This is a genomic window from Mesorhizobium sp. B3-1-7 (assembly GCF_006439385.1).
GTDB lineage: Bacteria > Pseudomonadota > Alphaproteobacteria > Rhizobiales > Rhizobiaceae > Mesorhizobium.
On the sequence record NZ_VFTL01000047.1, the window covers coordinates 1 to 16,892 of the forward strand.

The window sequence follows — 16,892 nt, forward strand, 5'->3', positions numbered from 1 at the left end:
GCAGCGCGCGCCTGCTGCGTGATCAAGACCTGCGACCTGTTTTCTCGAGGGCCACCGCCCACCCTCGACTTCGTCATTCTAGGGCGGAGCAAGGAGCGCAGCGACGCAGCGCAGACCCTAGAATCCATTCCGTGACGTGCGAGCGCCGCGGCGATGCAGAACGAGCGGCGTAGGCGCCAGCGCTCCTTCTGGATCGCCGCATTCTTCGGTTGATGTCACGGAATGGATCCTCGGGTCTGCGCTGCGTCGCTACGCTCCTTGCTCCGCCCGTGGATGACGAAGTTCACCGCCAAGCCTAAGCGGCCGATTGCGGCAACACGAATGGCACGCTTCCGGCAGGCAACGCGCCGACCCTGAGCCGGCAGTCGAACACCCTCTCGATCAGCTCGTCATTGAGCACGTCCGTTGGCGACCCCGCGGCGGCCAGCTGGCCGCCATGCAGCACGAAAATGCGGTCGGCATACATGGCCGTCAGGTTGAGGTCGTGCAGGATCGCCACCACGCCGCCGCCGCGTCGGGCGAAATCACGCGCGATGTTCATGATGATGAGCTGGTGCTTGACGTCGAGGCTGGAGACAGGCTCGTCGAGGAAGAGATAGCGCGGCCTGCCCTCGAGCACCGGCGCCCAGACCTGGCAGAGCACACGGGCAAGCTGCACGCGCTGCTGCTCGCCGCCGGAAAGCTCCTGGTGGAAGCGGCCGGCAAAACCGTCGAGGTCGACACGCGCCAGCGCCCGTTCCGGGAGGCGCTGGGCCTCGCCCGGCAGCAAGCCGGAGCGCCCGCCGATCAGGCCGAGGCGAACGATCTCGCGCACGGTGAACGGGAAGGACAGCGTCGTGGCCTGTGGCAGCACGGCGCGCAGCGTGGCTGCCTCGACCGGCTTCATGGCCGACAGGTCGCGGCCGTTGAGCGTGACGGTACCGGTATAGGCGAGCTCGCCGGTCAGCGCCTTGAGCAAGGTCGTCTTGCCGGACCCATTCGGGCCGACGATGGCCGAGACCTCGCCGGGCCGTGCGGCGAAATCGACATGCGAGACGATGCGCTTGCCGCCGATCGCCACCGAGATGTCGCGCGCTTCGATCATGGCAAGCTCACAAATCGATGACGCCGCGCTTGCGCAGCAGGATCCACAGGAAGAACGGCGCGCCGGCAACCGCCGTGACGATGCCGATCGGCAGCTCGGCCGGCGCGACGATGGTGCGCGCGACCGCGTCGGCGATGAGAAGCAGCGAGGCGCCGAGCAGGGCGGAAGCCGGCAGCAAATAGCGGTTGTCCGGACCGATCGCCAGCCGCAGGACATGCGGCACGACGATGCCGATGAAGCCGATGCCGCCGCTGACCGCGACCGAAGCGCCGACCGCCGCCGACACCGCGACGATGGCCGTGTATTTCAGCCGCTGCACCGAAATGCCGAGATGGCTCGCGGTCGCTTCACCCAGCGCCAGCGCGTTGAGGCCGCGCGACAGGAACGGCATAGCGGCCATCGCCAGCACGATCACCGGCCCCACTGTGCCGATCTTCGGCCATGTCGCGCCGGCAAGCGAGCCGAGCTGCCAGAAGGTCAGGTCGCGCAGTTGCCGGTCGTCGGCCATGAAGATGAGGATGCCGGTGAGCGCCATGGCAAGGGCGCTGATGGCGATGCCGGCAAGCAGCATCGTGGCGACCGACGTCCGCCCCTGGCGCGTGGCGATGGCATAGAGCAGCAACGTCACCGCTAGCCCGCCGAAGAAGGCCGCGAGCGGCAGCGCGAGCGTGCCGAATGCAAGCGTGGCGGGCGCAAGCCACGTGGCGCCGAGCACGATGATCGCTACCGCTCCCAGGCTGGAGCCGGCGGAAACGCCGATCAGGCCGGGATCGGCAAGCGGATTGCGGAACAGCCCCTGCATCACCGCGCCGCAGACGGCGAGCGCGGCGCCGATCAGCGCGCCGAGCAGCATGCGCGGCATGCGGATGTCGTAGACGATCAACTTGTCGCGCGCGGCCAGCGCCGCGTCGGCGGGCATGGCGCCTGTAAACCAGTCACGGATGACGCGGACGGCGGAGGCGTCGGAGGCGCCCGACGTCAGCGACAGGAACACGCAGAGCGCGAGCGCCAGGCACAAGAGCAGGATGACAAGCCTTGCCCGGGCCGAGCGGTCGCCATCGGCCGCCATCACCCTGACCGCGCCGGCAATGGACTGTTCGGCCATCGCCGCTCAGTCCGTGACCTGGTTGCCATAGAGCGAGACGGCAAGATCATGGATGGCTTCGGCCGTGCGCGGGCCGAAGCCGAGCAGATAGCCGCCCCACATGCTGATCATCTTGCGGCTCGTGCCCGCCGGTGTCGAAGCGACGGCCGGGTTGGCGAACAGCTCCTCTTCCGAGATCGGCGGTCCGCCGCCCTTCATCGTCAGGATGACATCCGGCCTGGCGCTGACGATCGCCTCGTCGGTCATCCCTTTGTAGCCGGAAAAGCCCTCGACCGCGTTGACCGCGCCGGCAAGCTTGATGATGCCGTCGGCCGCGGTGTCGCTGCCCGCGGCAAGGATCTTGCCGCCTTGCGTCGACAGCACGAACAGCACGCGCTTGCGATCCTTGATCGCAGCCATCTGCTTTTCGGCCGCCGTCAGCTTCGCGTCCGTCTCCGCGGCGAGCTTCTCCGCCTTCGCCTCGACCCCCAGCGCCTTGCCGACGATGCGGATCTTTTCGAGAATGCCCTCATGATTGTAGTGGTCCGGCACCTCGATGAACGGCACGCTCGACTTCTTCAGCACGTCGACCGCTTCTTTCGGACCGCTGCCGTGCAGCGCCAGGATTCCGGTCGGATTGACCGACAGGACACCCTCGGGCGAGAGCGCGCGCATGTAACCGACATCCGGCAGCTTCGCCGCCGCCTCGGGATAGTTGCTGGTCGAATCGCGGGCCACGAGACGGCCTTCCTCGCCGAGCGCGTAGACGATCTCGGTGATCGAGCCGCCTATGGAGGCGATCCGCGAGGTGTCCGAAAAGACGGCCACCCCCTCGTTAGCGCCGGCCGACGGCGCGGTGAACGCAAGCAGGACACCGAGCATCGGCGCAAGCGCCGCGCGGAAACGGAGAACAAAGTGCATTGGGTGCTACCTCAAGCAGCGGTCGGATTGGGGATGCGGGGCAGGTTCTCGGCCAGGAAGCGCCAGTCTTCCCGCTCGCCTTCGCCTTCATGACGCTTGCCGAAGAACTGGATGATCATGTCGCCACTGGCGTCATAGGCCTCCAGCGACGTGACATGACCGTCCTTGGTGGGCTTGCGCACCGCCCAGACCTCGTGGATGTGGTCGGTCCTCAGATGCAGATGGAAGGTTTCGTCGAGCACGTTGATCCACGGCCCCATCGGCTTGACCGACTTGATCGGACCGGAATGAATCTGGATGCAGCCGCGGTTGCCCACGAAGCACATGATGGGCATCTCGCCTGCCGCCGCGTGATGGAACATGGCGCTCACCGCGTCGTTGTCGAGCAGCCAAGCATAGTCCTGGCCCACCATGCGCACCGCCTCGCGGCGACTGAGCTTCAGCGTCTTCAGCATGCCGAAGAACTGATGCACGTCGGTGAGCCGGCTCCAGCGGTCGCGCAGATCGTCGATCGAGGCGGCAGAACCCTGCCCCTCACCCTCCCCTTCCGCCGCGCTTGGGAGGATCGCGACGGTCGGCTCCTGGTTCGACGATTCGAGGCTCGCCACCAATTTCTGGTAGGCATAGAGGTTCGACGCCGGCCGCAGATGCACCTTGTGCACCGCCTCGCCCGCCGCATCGAAGAACTGCAGGCTGCGGCGGATTTCGCCGCCGTCGCGTTTCTCCATGGCAAAGCCATGCGCCCAGACCTTCGGGAAGATGCGCAGGTCGATATTTTCGCCGAGCACCATGGCGTTGTGGTTGCCGGTAACGACCTTGTCGTAGACGCCGATCTTTTCATGCACGGCGCTTTCGTTGCGGGTTAGCGCCATCACCTCGCCGACCGCCTCGAGGCCGGTCAGCAGATCGTTGACGCGCGGCTCGACGCGGACAGCGCCGACGCCGCACTGCGCCGCGACCAGCTCCGCTTCCGAAATGCCCAATTGCGCCGAAAGATCGCGCTCCCGCATTTTCGGATTTTCTTCTCGCGCCCGCCGGATTTCCTCCGGCGACGGCTTAACGCGCTGGTCCATGACTTCCACCTGCAATGTCTTCCACCTGTGATGCCTGATCTGTGCTCGCCTGCCCCACCGCCGATCCTCACTTGTTGAGGATCAGCTTGCCCTGGCGGGTGATCTTCAGGCGGTAAAGCGCGCCGTGATGCTCGATGCCGATCTCGTGCTCACCCTGGAACAGCGTGTTGCTGGACAGCGTCCTCACCGCCAACGGCACCCTTTCGTAACGCATCTGCGTGTCCTCCGGGCGGCGGACGCGATAGCGAAAATCGTTGGGATTGTGCGTGTTCATCGGGTCGGTCCTTTTCTCTGACGGCCACCTTGGCCGCAGCCTCGTAAAATGCCGATTAAATTCTTGACTCGAATAATCATGTTTACTAGTCAGTGCATTACCGGACTAAATGAGTCAACATTTAAGACGCCGGACGTGATCAAAAATGCGAGCGAGCCACTGGCCAGCCAGCTGTGAGCCTGAATCTGGAGTTGGGGCATGGGGTTGGTGACTTGGGGACGGACGGGCCTGGCGGGCGACAGCGCGGGCCCGGGCTTCCGATCGTTGGCGCGGGCGGTGGCGATATTGATGGCCGGTTCGGCGGCGATCGCGCTTGGCGCGCCCGCCGCCAAAGCGCAGCAGGCCGCGCAGCCGGCGGCCGACCAGCAGCAGGCCGATCAGGAAAAGAAGGCTGATGAAAAGGCCGCGGCCGAAGGAACCCTGCTCGACAAGATCCTCGTCATAAGCCGCACGGGCGAAACGGCGATCCAGTCGCTGGCCTCGGCCAGCCATGTCGACCAGGAGCAGCTCGACCGCCGCATGGCGACCACGCCGAACGAAATGCTGCTCGGCGTGCCCGGCGTCGCCGTGCAGGCCGACGCGCGCCGCGTCAGCTCCAGCATCAACATCCGCGGCCTGCAGGATTTCGGCCGCGTCGCAGTCATCGTCGACGGCGCCCGGCAGGACTTCCAGCGCTCGGACCACGGCACGCAGTCGACCTTCTATGTCGATCCCGAGCTCATCAAGTCGGTCGACGTCATCCGCGGTCCGGTTGCCAATACCTACGGTTCCGGCGCCATCGGCGGCGTCGTCTTCTTCGACACCAAAGACGCCGAGGATTTCCTCAAGCCGGAGGAGACATGGGCCGGGTCGCTGACCGGGCGCTATGAAAGCAACGGCAAGGGCTGGACCACCAGCGCCACCGGCGCCTACCGGATCAACGAGAACTGGGACGTTCTGGGCAACATCGTCTACCGCGACTACGACGACTACAAGAATGGCGGCGGCGATACCGTTGCCGGCACCGGTTTCGACGTGTTGAGCGGCCTGCTCAAGACCTCGATTCGCCCGACCGAGAACAGCGAATTGAAGCTCGGCTGGGTCGGCTCGAGCGACGGATGGACGGAAACCAGCGGCGGCGTGCCGGCCAATGACGTCGATCTGAAGTCGAACACCTTCACGGCCCGCTACAACATCACAGACGACGCCAGGAGCTGGCTCGACCTCCACATCAACGCTTCCTACAACAAGACAGTTCTAGACCTGACCACGCTCACCGCGCAGAATCGCTTCGATCCGACCACCGGCCTGCCCGTGGTGCTGCCGGCCGGCTCGCTGTCCACTTTCGACGTCGGCACGACCGGCATCGACATCTGGAACACGTCGCGCTTCGAGACGGCGAGCGTCGCCCACGAATTGACCTATGGCGGCGACTGGGTCGGCGACGATGTCGAGACCGGCGGCACGGCCGGCGGCGACAGCTTCTACACGCCATCGGGCAAGCGCAACGTCTCCGGCGCCTATATCCAGGACAAGCTGACCTGGGAGTGGCTCGAGGTCATTGGCGGCCTGCGCTACGACAATTACAGCCTGAAGGACGATACGAATGAGACCTCCGGCGACCGGGTATCGCCGCGCATCACCATCGGCGTCTCGCCCTTCGAAAGCGCTGGCCTGGCCGGCCTGCAATTCTACGGCACCTACGCGGAAGGCTATCGCTCGCCCTCGCTGACCGAGACGCTGATCAGCGGCAACCATCCGGCCGGCGTCAGCTTCCCCTTCCTGCCCAACCCGAACCTCAAGCCCGAGACCGGCAAGACCGTCGAGTTCGGCGTCAACTACAAGCAAAACGACATGATCGAGGGCGGCGACGCTCTGCGGCTCAAGGCCGCCTACTTCAACAACAATGTCGACGACTATATCGACGGCGTGACGCTCTCGCCCTTCGATCCGACCAGCGGCTGCCCGTTCGGCCCGGGCATTCCGATCTGCTTCCAGTACCAGAACTTTGCCAAGGCCAAGATCAACGGCTTCGAGCTGGAAAGCGTCTACGACGCCGGCTGGGGCTATGCCGGCCTGTCCGCCTCCATAATCAATGGCCACACCATCTCCTATGAAGGCGAGCGCGCCGACCTGGCCACCGTCCCCTCTTCCCAGGTGACGGCCCAGCTCGGCCTGCGCTTCCTCGAGGACAAGCTGACCGTCGGCGGCGAAGTGCAGTACAACGGCAAGCCCAAGGGCAATCCGGTGGCCAAGGACTATACGCTGGTCAACGCCTTCGCCAGCTACCAGGCGACGGACAATCTCAAGCTCGACTTCCGCGCCGACAATCTGTTCGACGTCAAATACACCAACCCGCTCAACGGAAGCACGACCGCCGTCCTCTACGAACCCGGCGTCACGCTGAAGCTGGCGGCAACCATGCGCTTTGGAGGTTGAGGAAGACATGAAACGCTTGACGGCATCCTTTCGTCTGCTGACCTCGACGTTTGCGATTCCGCTTGCGATGGCGCCGGCGTGGGCCCAGTCCGCGCCGGCTCCGGCCCTGAACCTGGAGCTCAATGCGGCACGGCCTTCGGACAAGGGCTGCCGGCTGACCTTCGTCGTCAACAACGCGCTCGGCGCCGACCTGTCCAAGGCGGCTTTCGAGATTGCGCTGTTCAACGAGGCCGGCGCCGTCGACCGCCTCACGGTGCTCGATTTCAAGGACCTGCCGGCCGGCAAGACCAAGGTCACGCGCTTCGACTTCACCGGCGCCGACTGCGGCAAGCTCAGCCGCGTGCTGATCAACGGCGCGACGCAATGCGCCGGCACCGGCGTCGAGCCGGCGGCCTGCATGCGCGGCCTGAAGACCTCGACCAGGATCGCCATCGCTTTCGGCGTATAGGGTGGGACTGCATCCGGCCTTCCCGCTTGACGCAATGGCGTGGACTGCCTGCCGTCCACCGCCATGGGCGGCAACCGATCTTGATTTGACAATTCCTTGTCGCGTGCGGCAGGTCTCGGCGCGAGACATGCAGGATATCGATCACCCTTCCGATGCAGGCAGTGAACTGGCGATCAAGCCGGCCGAGCCGCTCATGCGGACGCGGCAATCCGCCGGAGACCGCAGATGGACGGTGGCGATCATCGCCTCCGGCCTGCTCCATGGCGCCGCCGCGGCGGCGTTTCTGATCGCACCCGCGGGGACATTCGACTCTGCGGACGCGATCAGGGCCGAGGGCACCGACCAGTCCGGCGCCAACGTCATCGGCAGCGCCTTGGATGACCAGGCGTCCGGCGCGGTGGATGTTACCCTGGTGCCGGATCCGCAACCGGCAAAACACCAGGCTGTCCAGCCCGCTCCGCCGGCCGAGTCGCCGCAGCCGGTAAGTGAACAGGTGACGCCTCAGCCTCCGCCCGAAGCCGTCAAGGAGCCGGCCCCCACGCCGGATATCCTGGCGGCCGCCACGCCGCGCCAGGATGATCGGAGCGTCCCCACGGACAGCAAGCCGACGCCCGCGATCGAGCCGCAAAGCACACAAGCGCCCCCTGCCGAGCCCGAGCAATCACTGGTCCCGAGCGCGACATCGAGCGCACCAGCCGGATCGGCGGGGCCAAGTGAAACCGTTGAACCGCGCGGCACGGCGGATGGCGATACGCGCGATGCGCCGGTCATCGCCAGCAAGGGGAAGAAACAGGCCGCCGGCAACGCGCTCGAATCCCGCTACAGCGGTGAAATCCAGAAGAAGCTTGCCCGCGCCAACCGTCGCGTTTCGAAATCGATCCAGGCCAAGGCTCGCAACAATGCCAGGGTGGTTTTCGTCGTCGCGGCCGACGGCAGCGTCAGCGACCTGCAGCTCGCTGAGAGTTCAGGGTCCGCCGAGCTCGATCAGTTCGCTTTGACGCTGGTGCGCAAGCAGGCACCGTTCCCTCCCATTCCACCCGAGACCGGAAAATCAAGTTGGGTGTTCAAGGCGCGGATCGGCCCTTTTTAAACCTTCACCACCCTAAGAATTCGTCCATTTTCGAAAGGAACCAGATGTATATCGCCATGAACCGCTTCAAGGTCCAGAACGGCTCGGAAGAAGCCTTCGAGGACGTCTGGAAGAACCGCGATTCAAGCCTCTCCGAAATGCAGGGTTTCAGGGAGTTCCACCTGCTGCGCGGCCCGGTCAACGAGACCGAGGGCTATACCCTGTTTGCCTCGCACACCGTCTGGGCAAGCCAGGAGGATTTCGTCGCCTGGACGAAATCGGAGAACTTCCGCGCCGTCCATCGCAATGCCGGCGGCTCGAAAGTGCACTATCTCGGCCATCCCCAATTCGAGGGCTTTTCGGTGGTCGAAGGCGCCTGACCGTCGCCGGTTCGCGACGGCGCTTCCAGCCTTGCTCGCCTGTTATGCAGCCGCCAGCAGGCTGGCGTTACCGCCTGCGGCCGTCGTGTCGACGCAGACCGCGCGCTCATGCGCGTAAGCCGCCGGGTTGAGCACCTCGCTGACCAGCGGCACGATCGGACCGGCGCGCTCGGCAATCACCTTGCGCACGATCCGCGCCGCCTCCGGCGTGCCGGAGAAGGCGACGACATCGACCCGCAGCGAGCGCGCCTCGACCGGATCGGGCCGGCCGTCGATAGCCGCCAGCGGCAGGCCCTTGCCGGTCAGCGCCGACAGCGCCGCCGGAGCGCCCGGCGCCACCGCCAGCACGGCATTGCCGGCCGCGAGCGCCTGGATCGTCTGCGAGAGCAGCGTCTCGGCATCCGGGCCGAGGCACAGCACCCTCCCGCGCGGCGACAGCGACAGCGTGTTGGCTTCGCCGGTCGGCCCCGGCAGGTCGACCTGGCCGAAATCGAGGCTTGCTGCGGCGGCGATCGCCGCCGCGCCCTTGCCGCGCAGATGCTTTCTCAGGATCGCCACGCGATCCGGCCGCGTCGACCAGCCGCCGAGCGTCGGATCCGGCAGATTGTCGGCAAGCTCCGTCGCGGTCACCTTGTGACCCTCGCCAACCTCGGTGCCCGCCTCCGGCCCCTTGCGGAAGCGGCGCAGGTAATGCGGTCCGCCGGCCTTCGGGCCGGTGCCCGAAAGCCCCTCGCCGCCAAAGGGCTGCGAGCCGACGACGGCGCCGATCTGGTTGCGGTTGACATAGATGTTGCCGGCATGGATGCCGTCGACGAAATGCTGCACGCGGCCCTCGATGCGGGTGTGCAGGCCGAAGGTCAGGCCGTAGCCCTTGCGGTTGATGGCGGCGATCACCGCGTCGATCTCGTCGGCATCGAAGGTCGCGACATGCAGCACCGGGCCGAACACCTCGCGCTCCATTTCCTCTATGCCTTTGACGCGGAAGACATGCGGCGCGACGAAACGGCCGGTTGCCGGCGCTTCCAATTTCGCGATCAGCCGGCCCTCCAGACCTTTCTTCTTGCAATAGTCGCGGATCGAAGCTTGCGCCTCGTCGTCGATGACCGGGCCGACATCGGTCGAGATGGCCCAGGGATTGCCGATAGTGAGCGCTTCCATCGCGCCTTTCAGCATCTCCAGCATCTTCTTCTCGACGTCCTTCTGAACGTAGAGCACGCGCAGCGCCGAGCAGCGTTGGCCGGCGCTCTGGAAGGCCGAGGCGAGAATGTCGCGCACCGCTTGCTCCGGCAGCGCGGTGGAATCGACGATCATCGCATTCAAGCCGCCGGTCTCGGCGATCAGCATGGCATCGGGCGCCGCGGTTTCGGCCAGCTGCTTTTCGATCAGCTTGGCAACCTCGGTCGAGCCGGTGAAGCAGACACCGGCGATGCGCGGATCGGCGGTGAGCGGCGCGCCGACCGACGGGCCATCGCCCGGCAGAAGCTGGATGACGTCCTCCGGCACACCGGCCTCGCGCAGCATCTCGACGGCGCGGAAGGCGATCAGCGGCGTCTGCTCGGCCGGCTTGGCGACGACCGAATTGCCGGTGACCAAAGCCGCGGCGATCTGGCCGGTGAAGATCGCCAGCGGGAAGTTCCACGGCGAGATACAGACGATCGCGCCCCGCGCTTGCGTGCCCGCTTCGGCATTCGCCGCCTCGGTCGCGTAGTAGCGCAGGAAGTCGACCGCCTCGCGCACCTCGGCGACCCCGTCGGCCAGCGACTTGCCGGCCTCGCGGGTGGCGAGAGCGAAGAATTCGGCGGCATTGGCTTCGTAGAGGTCGGCGGCGCGGTTGAGGATCGCGGCGCGCTCGGCAACCGGGCGCTTCCCCCAGGCGGGTTGCGCGTCGACGGCGATGCGCACGGCGGTCGCCACCTGTTTGGCCGCCGCCTCGTGCACCGTGCCGACGACCTCGTCGGGCTTTGCCGGATTGACGATCTGGCGCGGCTTGCCGTAGCCGGCGGCGCGCGTGACCGGCTTGGCGTGCCAGCGGTCCGTTCCGGCGAATTCCGCCCTCGCCTTGTCGATGGCCGCAAGCGTCACCGGATCGGTGATGTCGAAGCCCCTGGAATTGCGGCGTCCGGCGCCGAAAATCGCGGCGGGGCGCGCAATCGCCGGATTGGCGGCCGGCCCCTGCGTCTCGACGGCCTCGAGCGGATCGCGCGCGATCTCCTCGGGCTCGACTTCCTCGTCGGTCAACTGGTGGACGAAGGAGGAATTGGCGCCGTTTTCCAGCAGACGCCGCACCAGATAGGCGAGCAGGTCGGAATGCGCGCCGACCGGCGCGTAGATGCGGCAGCGCGTGCCTTCGGCCTGGCGCACCGTCTCGTGCAGCGCTTCGCCCATGCCGTGCAGACGCTGGAACTCGAAGCTGTCGCGGTCCTTCGCCATCGACAGGATGGCGGCAACCGTGTGCGCGTTGTGGGTGGCGAACTGCGGGTAGATGCGGTCGGTCATCGACAAAAGCTTCTTCGCGCAGGCCAGATACGAAACGTCGGTGTTGGCCTTGCGGGTGAAGACCGGATAGCCGGACAGGCCGAGCGTCTGCGCCCGCTTGATCTCGGTGTCCCAATAGGCGCCCTTCACCAGCCGCACCATGATCCGGCGGTCGTATTTTTTCGCGAGCGCATAGAGCCAGTCGATGGCGAAGGCCGCGCGCGGCCCATAGGCCTGGACGACGACGCCGAACCCGTCCCATCCGGCGAGTTCCGGCTCGGCCAGCACGCGTTCGATGACGTCGAGCGACAGGTCGAGCCGGTCTGCTTCCTCGGCGTCGATGTTGAGGCCCATGCGCGAATGCCGCGCCGCTAGCGCCAGCGACAGAAGCCGCTCGGCCATCACCGGCAGCATCTTTTCCTTCTGCGCCTCCTCGTAGCGCGGGTGCAGCGCCGAGAGCTTCACCGATATGCCGTGGTTGTAGCGGATGTCGGGCCCGTTGGAGCCGGAATCGAGCGAGGAGATCGCGTCGGCATAGGCGCGGTGGTAGCGCAGCGCATCGGCTTCCGTGCGGGCCGCCTCGCCCAGCATGTCGAAGGAATAGAGATAGCCCTTCTGCGTCATCGGCCGGCCGCGCTTGATCGCCTCGGCGATGGTGCGTCCAAGCACGAACTGCTCGCCCATCTCGCGCATGGCGGCGGCCACCGCCTTGCGGATCACCGGCTCGCCCAGCCGGCGCACCATGGCGCGCAGCGTGCCTTCGATGCCGCCCTCGCCTTCGTCGAGCACGCGGCCGGTCAGCATCAGCGCCCAGGTCGAGGCGTTGACGAAGATGGAGCTCGAGCCGCCAGAATGCGCCGACCAGTCATGCGGCGCTATCTTATCGGCGATGAGGTCGTCCATCGTCTCGGTGTCGGGCACACGCAGCAACGCTTCGGCCAGGCACATCAGCGCCACGCCTTCCTTGGTCGACAGGCCGTAGGCCGAGAGGAAGACCTCCATCAGCCTGGGGTCGGTCGAGCCGCGCACCGCGCGCACCAGTTCGGCCGCGCGGGCCGAGATCGCCTTGCGCTCCTCCGCCGAAAGCCCCGCTGTCGCCGACAGGCGCCTCACCGCCTCGTCTTCGTCGGGCAAATAATTGGCGCGAATCTGCTGGCGGATGGCGTCGAGCGGCATGTCGGGTCCATGAAAGCGAGCGTGAGCGAGCGGTCTGGCGGTCGCCGGACCGAATGGCGCAAGCTAGCACAGCTGCGAATTTCAGTCGGTCCAAAGAAATCGACAAAGCAGTCCGTTCGATCTATCATATAGGCATCCTTTCAATCGTATTGACTGCAATATCGATGATTGAAGACCAATTGGACCGCATCGATCGCAACATCCTGGCCGCGCTCGGGCGCGACGGCCGGCTTTCCATGTCGGAACTCGCAAGCAAGGTCGGCCTGTCGAAGACACCGGTGCAGGCGCGCGTTAAGCGGCTGGAGAAGGACGGCTACATCAGAGGCTACCGCGCAGTCATCGACCGCGAGCGCATGGGTGAAGGCCACGTCGCCTTCGTCCAGGTGAAACTGTCGGACACGCGCTCGGCGGCGCTCGACGCCTTCAACCGCGCGGTGCAGGGCGTGGCGGAGATCGAGCAGTGCCACATGATGGCCTCGAGCTTCGACTATCTGTTGAAGGTCCGCACCACCGACATCGCCGCCTATCGGCGGGTGCTCGGCGAGCGCATATCGGCCCTGCCCCACGTCGCCCAGACCTCGACCTTCGTGGCGATGGAAACGGTGAAGGATCGCTAATCCGACAGCGTTTTCAGGAAAGCCACCAGCGCCGCCCGCTCGCGCTCGGAAAGGTCGAGCGAGTGCACTTCGGAAACGCCTTCGACGGCAAGCGGCGCCTTCGAATAATGCGCCACCACCTCATCGAGCGTCGAGAACTGGCCGGCATGCATGTAGGGCGGCCGGCTTGCGGTGCCCCTGAGCGACGGCGTCTTGTAGGCGCGCATGATCTGCGGACCGTCCTTGACCATGAAGCGCAGCTCGCGGCAGGCGCTTTCGTCGCCGTCGCGGAATTTGCCGAGGCAGTTGAACGGGTCGGCCTCGACCTGCGCCACCGCATCGACGCGCCCGCGGTCCGGCGGCAGCCCTTCGACCGGCGGCACGCCGGTGTTGTGGAAGGAATTGTCGGTGAAGCGCGGGCCATTGTGGCAGGTCACGCAGTTGGCCTTGCCGATGAACAGCTTCAGCCCGAGAATCTCCTCCGGCGAGAACGCGGCGTCGCCTTGCGGCGCTGCCCCGGTGGCCAGATCGATGGCGAAGCGGTCGAAGCGCGTTTGCCGAGGCTCGATCGAGCGTTCGAAGGCGGCGATCGCCTTGCCGATATTGGCATAGACGCGGTTGACGTCGTCTTGCTGGCCGGCGGGCATGGCGTTCCACGCCGCCTTCTCGGCATCCGTGCCGAGCGGGCTGGCGTTGGCCGGCACGGTCGAAAGGTCCGGCAGCGGCCCGAAGATGCGTTCATAGCGCTCGCCGAACCGCTTCTTGATGTAATGCGCGAAGGCGGCGCGGTTTCCCGCCTGCTCCAGCGGATTTTCCAGCGGCGTCAGCGCCTGCGCCCACAGGCTGTCGCGCCTGCCGTCCCAGAAGAACCAGGGATCGCGCGCCACGCCTGCCAGCGGCATGGTGCGGCGGTTGGTGCGGCTGACGCCGACCGCCTGCGGCAGGTCGTCCTGGAACTGGCGGTCGATCTTGTGGCAGGTCGAGCAGGACACCGTCCCGTCGCGGCTCATGTCGACATCGAAGAACAGCGTCGAGCCAAGCGCGGCGGCCGCCGGCACATCCGCATACTGGTTCGTGGTGTCGGGTTTGAGCGAGGGCAAGGTGTTCAACGCCAGTGAGGCGATGGTCTTCTTCTCCGCATCGCTGAACTGCGGCTTGCCGCAACCGCCGAGGAGCAAAAGCGTCGCCAATGCGAGCAGACCTGCAACGCTGGCCAGCCGTCTCATCGCCCCCTCACAACACGACGTTGAAGACGACGGAATCGGACCCGGCCGCCGCCGAAATACCAAAATGCAGCTGCCACCAGCCGCTCATCGTGAACTTCACGCCGTCGATGCGGTAGCGTCCGTCGCCGAGGTAATCGGTCGCCTGCGGACTGGTCGGCAGACCGTGGTCGTGCTGCGGCATCCCGCCGGAGACGGTGATGGCTGCCCCCTCCACCGGCGCGCCGGCGGCGGTCTTCAGCGTCAGCAGCCAGGATTGCAACTCGCCCTGCCGGATCACGCCGCGTTCCGGCTCGAAGCTCGCGACGAACAGGCCGTTCGCCGTCTTCTTGGAGCGTGAAATGTCCGGGCCGGACGCCGATTGCGGCAGCATCAGATAGACCGCGGCCACGATGCCGACCAGCAGAGCGGCAAGGCCGAGACCCGCAAGAATGTAACGCCATATCGATGCCAAACCCGTTCCTCTTCGGCTGTTAACGTCGCGGTTCGCTTGTCGCGTCCCGCCCTGCCTGTGGGAAATCGCTTCTGGCGCAAAATTCGCCGCTAGCCAAGCATGGCGCTGCCGGTCGCAAAAAGCTACAGCAACAATATCTTAGGAAGGGACAAGCCCGCATGGACAAGGGTATCGCGTCGATCGGTGAATGCATGCTGGAACTGTCGGGCCAGGCCGGCCCGAACTGGCGCATGGGTTTTGCCGGCGATACCTTCAACACGCTCTGGGCGTTGCACGCCTTGAGCCCGGATCGGCCCGCGACCTACGTGTCGGCCTTCGGCGACGACCCCTTCTCGCGCGACCAGATTGCCTTCCTTGCCGAGAACGGCATAGGCGTCGGCAACAGTCCGGTCATTGCCGGCGCGCGCCCCGGCCTTTACGCCATAACGCTCACCGGGGCCGAGCGCGCCTTCACCTACTGGCGAAGCGACGCGGCCGCGCGCCAGCTTGCCTCCGATCCGGCAGCACTCGTGAAAAGCCTTGAAAACCAGGCGCTTGTCTATCTTTCCGGAATCACCCTGGCAATTTTGGACGAGGCCGCGCGGAAAACTTTGCTGACGGCCATAGTTGCGGCCCGGGCCGCCGGCTCGCTCGTCGCCTTCGACCCGAACTATCGGCCGCGTCTGTGGCCAAGCCGTGAGATAGCCCAAGCCGCGATCATCAATGCGCTTGCGGTCTGCGACATCGCGTTGCCAACCTTCCCGGACGAGCAGATGCTGTTCGGGGATCCGACGCCGCGGGCGACGGCGGAGCGCCTTGGCAAGCTGACCGGCGAGGTCGTGGTCAAGAATGGCGAGCAGCCGGCCCTGATTGCGCTGAACGGCGTTTTACAAACAGTCGACGCAGTGCATGTGGCCGCCCCCGTCGACACCACCGGCGCTGGTGATTCCTTCAATGGCGGCTATCTCGCTGCGCGGCTTGCCGGCCATGCGCCCGACGCCGCCGCTCGCCGCGCGCATAAAGTCGCCGCCGCGGTCGTGCAGGTTCGCGGCGCGCTTGCCCCGTTCGATACGTTGAGGGCAGCCTTCGACAGTTAAGCTCCGTCGAAGCTTAAGCAGGCATTACTTCAATATCGTAGAACTTTAAAGCAGCCGGAACCGGTATTCGGTGACCTGATGATAGATCTGCCCCGGCCATAGCGTCGCCTGCGGGAAATAGGGCCGGTTCGGCGCGTCAGGCCACGTCTGCGCTTCGAGGCAGAGGCCCGAAAACGCCCTGTAGCGGCGACCGTCGAGCCCCGGCGATGTCGGCGCGACGAACTGACCGCTATAGAGCTGCAGTCCCGGTTCGGTGGTCCACACTTCCATCTCGACGCCTGAATTGGCGCCTTGCACCCAGGCAGCCTGGTGTAGCGGCCCGCGGCTGGAGGCCAGGCAGTAATTCAGGTCATAGCGAAGCTGCTCGCCTTCCATTTCCATGCGCAGCGCCCGCGCCTGCCGGAAATCGAAAGGCGTGCCGTCGACCGGCTTCACCACGCCGGTCGGGATCATCTCGTCATCGACGGGCGTGTAGGCGCCGGCGTTGAGCATCAACCGATGGTCGAGGATGTCGCCCGCCCCTCCATCGTCGAGATTGAAATAGGAGTGCTGCGCGAGGTTGCAGAGCGTCGGCTCCTCGCAGGTCGCGGTCAGTTCCATGCTGAGCGTGCCGGGGATCTTCAGCCGGTAGGTGCAGGTGACGTCGAGCGCGCCCGGGAATCCCATGGCGCCGTCCGGATCGTGCAATGTCAGCGTCACGAAATCGCGGCCGTGCAGCGAGACGGTCCATGGCCGGTGGAAAAAGCCTTCCGAGCCGCCATGCAGCGTGTGCTTGCCGAGAAAATTCTGCTCGGTCTGGTAGCGGTTGCCGGCGATGGTGAAGCGGCCGCCGCCGATGCGGTTGGCGAAGCGTCCGACTACCGCCCCGAAGAAGGCGCGGTCGCTCTCGTAGGGTTCGAAACGGTCGTAGCCCAGCACCAGCGGCGCATCGTGGCCGCTCAGCCTGAGATCCTGGACGATGGCGCCAAGCCCGATGATGTTGGCGGTGATGCCGCCGCCGCGAATGGTGAAGCGGCGCACAGCCTCGCCCGCCTGCGTCGTGCCGAAGACCTCGCCGTCTTTCATCGCCATGCCCGAAATGTCATTTCCTGATCCGTGGATTTAGGCCGATGGCGCATCATCCGGCAAGGGCAGGCCAAAC

The 16,892-nt window shown here is 65.9% G+C and carries 15 protein-coding genes; 6 read left to right on the forward strand and 9 right to left on the reverse strand.

From position 1 onward, the window contains the following. Positions 1-295: 295 nt before the first annotated feature. The 5 genes from FJ417_RS29225 to hemP all read right to left on the reverse strand — a co-directional run bounded on the left by FJ417_RS29225 (position 296) and on the right by hemP (position 4,436). Positions 296-1,084, reverse strand: a complete 789-nt coding sequence (locus FJ417_RS29225) for a heme ABC transporter ATP-binding protein (protein WP_140785835.1) — start codon at positions 1,082-1,084, stop codon at positions 296-298. Positions 1,085-1,091: 7 nt separating this feature from the next. Then, positions 1,092-2,189: an iron ABC transporter permease gene (locus tag FJ417_RS29230; RefSeq protein WP_140785836.1), complete on the reverse strand. Its 1,098-nt coding sequence runs from the start codon at positions 2,187-2,189 to the stop codon at positions 1,092-1,094. A gap of 6 nt (positions 2,190-2,195) precedes the next feature. Beyond that, positions 2,196-3,089 carry a hemin ABC transporter substrate-binding protein gene (locus FJ417_RS29235; protein WP_140785837.1) on the reverse strand — a complete coding sequence of 298 codons (894 nt, stop codon included), beginning with the start codon at positions 3,087-3,089 and terminating at the stop codon, positions 2,196-2,198. Positions 3,090-3,100: 11 nt separating this feature from the next. Beyond that, the gene (locus tag FJ417_RS29240) at positions 3,101-4,162 is read right to left on the reverse strand and encodes a hemin-degrading factor (RefSeq protein WP_140785838.1); all 1,062 of its coding nucleotides are present in this window, start codon (positions 4,160-4,162) and stop codon (positions 3,101-3,103) included. A 67-nt stretch (positions 4,163-4,229) separates the two neighbouring features. Beyond that, a complete protein-coding gene (gene hemP, locus FJ417_RS29245; RefSeq protein WP_040981784.1) occupies positions 4,230-4,436 on the reverse strand; it encodes a hemin uptake protein HemP in 207 nt (68 codons plus the stop codon). Between the two features lie 288 nt (positions 4,437-4,724). Here hemP and FJ417_RS29250 point away from each other — a divergent pair, with 288 nt between their 5' ends. The 4 genes from FJ417_RS29250 to FJ417_RS29265 all read left to right on the forward strand — a co-directional run bounded on the left by FJ417_RS29250 (position 4,725) and on the right by FJ417_RS29265 (position 8,751). Further along, positions 4,725-6,854: a TonB-dependent hemoglobin/transferrin/lactoferrin family receptor gene (locus tag FJ417_RS29250; protein ID WP_140785870.1), complete on the forward strand. Its 2,130-nt coding sequence runs from the start codon at positions 4,725-4,727 to the stop codon at positions 6,852-6,854. Between the two features lie 7 nt (positions 6,855-6,861). Then, entirely contained in the window at positions 6,862-7,302 is a 441-nt protein-coding gene (locus FJ417_RS29255) for a hypothetical protein (RefSeq protein ID WP_140785839.1), read from the forward strand. A 127-nt stretch (positions 7,303-7,429) separates the two neighbouring features. Continuing rightward, positions 7,430-8,392: a TonB family protein gene (locus tag FJ417_RS29260; protein ID WP_140785840.1), complete on the forward strand. Its 963-nt coding sequence runs from the start codon at positions 7,430-7,432 to the stop codon at positions 8,390-8,392. A gap of 44 nt (positions 8,393-8,436) precedes the next feature. Continuing rightward, a complete protein-coding gene (locus FJ417_RS29265) occupies positions 8,437-8,751 on the forward strand; it encodes an antibiotic biosynthesis monooxygenase (protein ID WP_140785841.1) in 315 nt (104 codons plus the stop codon). A 42-nt stretch (positions 8,752-8,793) separates the two neighbouring features. Here the strand turns inward: FJ417_RS29265 and putA are convergent, their stop codons facing one another. Then, positions 8,794-12,402 (reverse strand): bifunctional proline dehydrogenase/L-glutamate gamma-semialdehyde dehydrogenase PutA, encoded by a 3,609-nt coding sequence (gene putA, locus FJ417_RS29270; RefSeq protein ID WP_140785842.1) that lies wholly within the window; start codon positions 12,400-12,402, stop codon positions 8,794-8,796. A gap of 164 nt (positions 12,403-12,566) precedes the next feature. On the opposite strand from putA, the gene FJ417_RS29275 reads away from it, so the two are divergent. Continuing rightward, positions 12,567-13,019, forward strand: coding sequence for an Lrp/AsnC ligand binding domain-containing protein (locus FJ417_RS29275; protein ID WP_140647666.1), 453 nt, complete (start codon positions 12,567-12,569; stop codon positions 13,017-13,019). On the opposite strand, the gene FJ417_RS29280 is transcribed toward FJ417_RS29275, so the two are convergent. Together FJ417_RS29280 and FJ417_RS29285 are read right to left on the reverse strand one after the other, a co-directional pair. Next, positions 13,016-14,224: a cytochrome c peroxidase gene (locus FJ417_RS29280; protein WP_140785843.1), complete on the reverse strand. Its 1,209-nt coding sequence runs from the start codon at positions 14,222-14,224 to the stop codon at positions 13,016-13,018. The two genes, FJ417_RS29275 and FJ417_RS29280, sit on opposite strands and share 4 nt — an antisense overlap. 7 nt (positions 14,225-14,231) lie before the next feature. Further along, entirely contained in the window at positions 14,232-14,675 is a 444-nt protein-coding gene (locus FJ417_RS29285) for a FixH family protein (protein WP_140647664.1), read from the reverse strand. A 158-nt stretch (positions 14,676-14,833) separates the two neighbouring features. On the opposite strand from FJ417_RS29285, the gene FJ417_RS29290 reads away from it, so the two are divergent. Next, positions 14,834-15,751, forward strand: a complete 918-nt coding sequence (locus FJ417_RS29290) for a sugar kinase (RefSeq protein WP_140785844.1) — start codon at positions 14,834-14,836, stop codon at positions 15,749-15,751. Positions 15,752-15,796: 45 nt separating this feature from the next. On the opposite strand, the gene FJ417_RS29295 is transcribed toward FJ417_RS29290, so the two are convergent. After that, on the reverse strand, positions 15,797-16,822 hold the full coding sequence (locus tag FJ417_RS29295; protein WP_140785845.1) for an aldose epimerase family protein: 1,026 nt from the start codon (positions 16,820-16,822) through the stop codon (positions 15,797-15,799). Positions 16,823-16,892 lie beyond the last annotated feature (70 nt).